The organism is Synechococcus sp. PCC 7336 (assembly GCF_000332275.1).
Taxonomy (GTDB): domain Bacteria; phylum Cyanobacteriota; class Cyanobacteriia; order Thermostichales; family PCC-7336; genus PCC-7336.
Window position 1 is genome coordinate 1158654 of sequence record NZ_CM001776.1, and the last position, 4514, is coordinate 1163167.

At 51.3% G+C, this 4514-nt stretch carries 5 protein-coding genes; 2 read left to right on the forward strand and 3 right to left on the reverse strand.

What is annotated here, in order from left to right:
- Window positions 1-2008 (reverse strand): CHC2 zinc finger domain-containing protein (locus SYN7336_RS24610; RefSeq protein WP_017324962.1); only part of this gene is annotated, 2008 nt, incomplete at its 3' end.
- A gap of 132 nt (window positions 2009-2140) precedes the next feature.
- Here SYN7336_RS24610 and SYN7336_RS24615 point away from each other — a divergent pair.
- Together SYN7336_RS24615 and SYN7336_RS30590 are read left to right on the forward strand one after the other, a co-directional pair.
- Window positions 2141-2512, forward strand: coding sequence for a helix-turn-helix domain-containing protein (locus SYN7336_RS24615; RefSeq protein WP_017324963.1), 372 nt, complete (start codon window positions 2141-2143; stop codon window positions 2510-2512).
- Between the two features lie 76 nt (window positions 2513-2588).
- Window positions 2589-2870 (forward strand): hypothetical protein, encoded by a 282-nt coding sequence (locus SYN7336_RS30590; RefSeq protein ID WP_156820042.1) that lies wholly within the window; start codon window positions 2589-2591, stop codon window positions 2868-2870.
- Window positions 2871-2873: 3 nt separating this feature from the next.
- Here the strand turns inward: SYN7336_RS30590 and SYN7336_RS05685 are convergent, their stop codons facing one another.
- Window positions 2874-3242 (reverse strand): hypothetical protein, encoded by a 369-nt coding sequence (locus SYN7336_RS05685; RefSeq protein ID WP_017324964.1) that lies wholly within the window; start codon window positions 3240-3242, stop codon window positions 2874-2876.
- 12 nt (window positions 3243-3254) lie between these two features.
- Entirely contained in the window at window positions 3255-4370 is a 1116-nt protein-coding gene (locus SYN7336_RS32175; RefSeq protein WP_227498656.1) for an RHS repeat-associated core domain-containing protein, read from the reverse strand.
- Window positions 4371-4514 lie beyond the last annotated feature (144 nt).

Consider the following 4514-nt stretch of genomic DNA (forward strand, 5'->3'; position numbering starts at 1 on the left):
TGGTCATCATCAACATCACCGGCCCCTCGACGCGGTATTGCACCGTCTGGAGTTTGCCACTACTGGCATCCTTGCCCGTTGAAGCAATCGTGACTTCTCCCTCTGATTGGAGCAATTTGAGCGCGTAACTGGCTTGCTCGGCCCCTTCTTCTTCAGCAATGGCCAGGATCTTGTGTTTGAGGTCGGTTTCTCCCATGTAGAACAAACTCTGGCCAGTCATGGCCGAATACTTGACCTGTTCCTCGGCAGGAATCAGCGCCAGAATCGCATCCATCAACGAGCTTTTCCCCGCAGCACTGGAGCTTTGAATCAGGACGGCTAAGGGAGCCTCCAGTTTGCGACTGGTGGCGGCCAGATAGCCGACGAGTTTGTTGGTTTGTTCTCCCACAACGCCGCAACGGTCGAAGTCTTGCAAAATACGCTCGAGCAGGTTGGGTTGTTTGAGCAGCTCCAGAGCGGCTTTCAGCTCACTCTGGTTCATGTGGGGCACTTGAGTCTTGGGTTTGAGGGCCTGCTGGATCTGTTGGTCTTGCAGCTCCTCTAATTGCAACAGCACTTGGGCGAGATCTGCTTTGAGGCTGTCGCTGGACAGGCAGAGTTCGTGGCTGGCTTGTTTGAGGAAGGCGCTGCGGTGGCGGGCATTGTAGAGGTCGAGGGTATCGACGTGAAAGGCTTTGTCGCGGCGGATCAGTAAGTTGATTTTGAGTTGGTCGTAGCTGAGGTTCTTCTCTAGGCCACGGATACGGTAATGGCGCTCGCCGAAGCTGAGTTTGATTTCGTGCTCTTTGATATCGGCCTCAGGTAGTTCAGCTTCTTGCGGGTCGGGCTCGCGCTCCGGTTCTGGTGTCGAAGTCGGAGCGGCTAAGGGAGGGAGTTGAGGGGGAGTTTTGCCTTTGCCTATCCACTCAGCTTTACGAATGGCAGCACCCAGACGCTCGGCGGGGTCGGTGACGGCTTGGGCGTAGGCGTTAGCGTCCATGCCTTGGGGAAAGAGCAGGCGGAAGCATTCAATGCCTTTGTCCCTCAAGGTTTGTGCTAGCTTCTCAGCGGCAGCATCACCAGCGCTGTCGCGGTCGTAGGCGATGTAGACCCGAGTGATGGCCTGCTGCTCGAAGGCGGCTAAATGGTCGAAGGTAAAGCCACTGGTGCCGTAGCTGCTGGTGACGTTGCGGTAACCATGAACCCAAAAAGTCATCGCGTCAATTAACGACTCGCACAGGATCGCTTCCGAGCTGGCGGATAAGGCGGAGAGATTCCAGACGCCGCGATGGGGGCCGGGAAGGTAGAGATGTTGGACGGTGCCTTGGCGTAAGCGTTGACCGATCTTGCGACCGTAGACTTCGTGAATGACATCGGTTTCATCCAGCACTGGCACCACCAGACAGCCGTTGAAATGTTCGTGACCGCTTTGACGGAGTAGGCCGATGTCTTGTAGTTGGGTGCGAATGGCAGCGCCCGGTTTGCGGTTCTTTTGAGGCAGGCGATAGCTGAGGGTGCGGTTGGCATAGCCCAGCTTGAATTGCTGCACCAGTTCGCTGCTGTGTAGGCCGCGACTTTGCAGGTAAGCCAGGGCATCGGGGGACTCGGTTAGGGTGCGGTGGTAATGGTCGATGACTTGCTGGAGTAGCCGCTGGTTGTCGGGGTTGGCGGCTAAGGGTGGGAGTTTGGGAGTGCTGCTGCGTTTGATGGGTTGAGCGGGGGTGGGGTTATCGGCATCGAGATGGGGGAGGTCGTGTTTGAGCAGTTCGATGGCGTGGCGGAAGCTGACGGCTTCCCGTTTCATCACCCAGTCGATGACGGAGCCGCCACTTTGGCAGGCTCCCATGCAGTGCCAGAGGTTGGTATCGGGGCTGATGACCAGGCTGGGGGTTTTGTCTTCGTGGAAGGGGCAGGTGGTTATCAGGTCTTGGCCGTGTTTTTTGAGCTCGTGGCCTTGGGCGGCCAAGAGGCGTTCGAGACTGACATCGCTTTTGATGCGCTCGATTAACTCGTCTGGGTAGCGGGGCATGGGCTCAAGCCTCAAAAACTTGTCAAGACCAGAGTACTATATATTTTGTAGACTGTATAATGTACTTTCAGATAGGTTGACGCTTTCAGAGGGATACCGTTGCATTGATAATTTGTATGCATCTAGCTGCTAATGGATTTTCCCGCTAGGCTCGTTCAGTTGCGCAAAAGTCAAGGATTGACACAGCAGCAATTGGCTGACGCTGTAGAATTGCACGTCAACCAGATCAAGAACTACGAGTCTGGGTCTGGGCAGCCGACCCTAAGCTCTCTAGTGAAGCTGGCGAAGACTTTGCACATCAGTTTGGACGATCTAGTGTTCGAAGGCGACGAGCGCGGACCAGATGAGCAGCTAAAACTCCAATTTGAGGCGATTCGGGATTTTGACGAAGAGGATAAAGCTCTGGCGAAGGGGCTTTTAGAAGGGTTAATCCTAAGACATGCGGCTAAACAATCTATGTTGAGACAGGCAGCTAGTCAGCGGGAGTTAGCAAGCCAAAGTTAGCCGGAAAATTAATGTTTGACCTCGAAGGTGAGGGCAGGTTTACCTGCTCTTACCTTTGAGGAGCAAAGAAATCTCAATGAGTCGCGCCTTATGGTTTTATCCCCGCGCCAAGCAGCTACGGCGGGTGGGTGGGTGCGTTGCCCCCGCTTCGTTGATGGCACTGTTGGGCATTAGCGGGGTTGCGCGGGGGCGGCTTGGCGCGAATTGGGAGGCGCGATTAGCGCGGGTGGGGGGACTAGCATTGCCGTTGCACGACCGTGCGCTTGATAACCGGCGATGCGGAACAGGCGGAGCAAAGCGACTTCATTTATGCATTAGCCTCGGGTATGCATTAGTCTTGGGGATGCCGAGGATTTAATAGCTACTCTTCAAATTCAAAGTTTTCTATACGACTTTGGAGGTCTTGGAATGACTTAATGCCTTCTAAATTAATATGAAATGAGTATCCTGTATCAACAACACTGAGCGGTTGATCAATTACTTCTTGAAGACTCAGAACTAAACTTAGGCTCAGCTCGTCTACCCTATCAATACTTATGTCTAATAGGTCTTTACTTAGACGAAGTATAGTTGAATCTCCATTTTTTTTGTAAGTACATTCAAAGATCGCTCCAGGCCCCTCTCTCTCGACTAGATCTGTAACTCCATCGATTTTTTTAATTGCACTGACTGTAGATTCTAGGTCAAACTGAATGCCTTCTCCGATAAAAATCAAAAGATTATTTGACATTTTAATTACCTCCTAATTAATATCTGTTGGGGTAACTCTAACCTGACCAGGAATATTAAAGTCATTGATTAGAGATTCAAAGAATGGTACTGCTCTTGGATCGTTTGTGCGAACTTCCAAACCGGTGAATGGATTCTGAGGGTCGTTGATAGCTGCTGCTAATCTTCTAAATTCATCTCTTTGCTGGGCCACAATTCTATCGCGGATAAAACCTGGAATTGCACTATCCTCAACAAATGGACTTCTACCTGGATTTCCTGCGAACTTAGCCTCCAAAATTGTAGTTCCATTAAAGCCATCAATGTTAATTGATTCATCTCCCGCCGGAACTGTAAAGTTGCGCGGCCCTGTCTGCTCAATTTCAAAAAGGTCTGCACGTGTATTGGACGGTGTTTGTCTTGTCGGCAAACTAGACACAAAATCCTCAACGCTTCCACTATTTGAGCTTTCGGAGAGAAGGATATGACTATTCTCAATAATCTCCCTTGCCGCATCGAGATCCGTTGATTCGAGAATAGCGTCAGCGATATCTTGCGCAGTTTGAATCGCATCATTTCCCAAAACCAAAATTTGACCGATATTCTCTCCAAGCGGTATACCCTCCAGGCTTGGTAAATCCACAGGAATATCAGGTAACTGACTGGGAGTATTGGCATCGCCAACATCTGGAGTGAGCTCGATAGGCGTCGGCGACGGTAAATTAATTGGGGAAGCGGGCGCCCGCAGAATGGAGAGCCCCGCTAAAGCCGAGCCAAATAACTCAGAGGCAAGACCGCTATCGTCGATTTCCCCATCGCCATCTAAATCGATTGCCCCTGGCTCTGACGAATCGTCCCTGCCATCAAAGTTCTGATCGTTTAGAGATAAGGTTGGCACGAACGCTTGCAGACCACTGGGATCATTGAAAGAGAGAGGATTATTGAAGACATAGCGATAGAGATTGGTATCGCCAGCACCAAAGCCTAATGGATCTTGACTGATGAACTGTCCGGTTGAGGGGTCGAGGTAGCGAGCCCGGTTATAGAACAAGCCGGTTTCATCATCAAACTCGCGGCCTGCATAGCTAAAGCGGAACTCAACCTCAGGATTGCTTTGACTGGTAATGTTGCCAAAACTGTCGTAGCTGATGTGGTTGACAAAACAGTTGAGTCAGAGGCACTTTACGCTTCGGATGTTGTTGCCACCTATGAGCCCTGGCATTGAGCAGCTAAGGAAAAACGATAGGTAGTTAGTTCTGTAAAAGCCCCCTGACGCGGGATGTGAATCAAGTCT

What these genes read in the sequence shown, in the direction of transcription:
- SYN7336_RS24615 (WP_017324963.1), top strand. Translation starts at nt 2,141, where the DNA reads ATGGATTTTCCCGCTAGGCTCGTTCAGTTGCGCAAAAGTCAAGGATTG.
- SYN7336_RS05685 (WP_017324964.1), bottom strand. Translation starts at nt 3,242, where the DNA reads ATGTCAAATAATCTTTTGATTTTTATCGGAGAAGGCATTCAGTTTGAC.
- SYN7336_RS30590 (WP_156820042.1), top strand. Translation starts at nt 2,589, where the DNA reads ATGAGTCGCGCCTTATGGTTTTATCCCCGCGCCAAGCAGCTACGGCGG.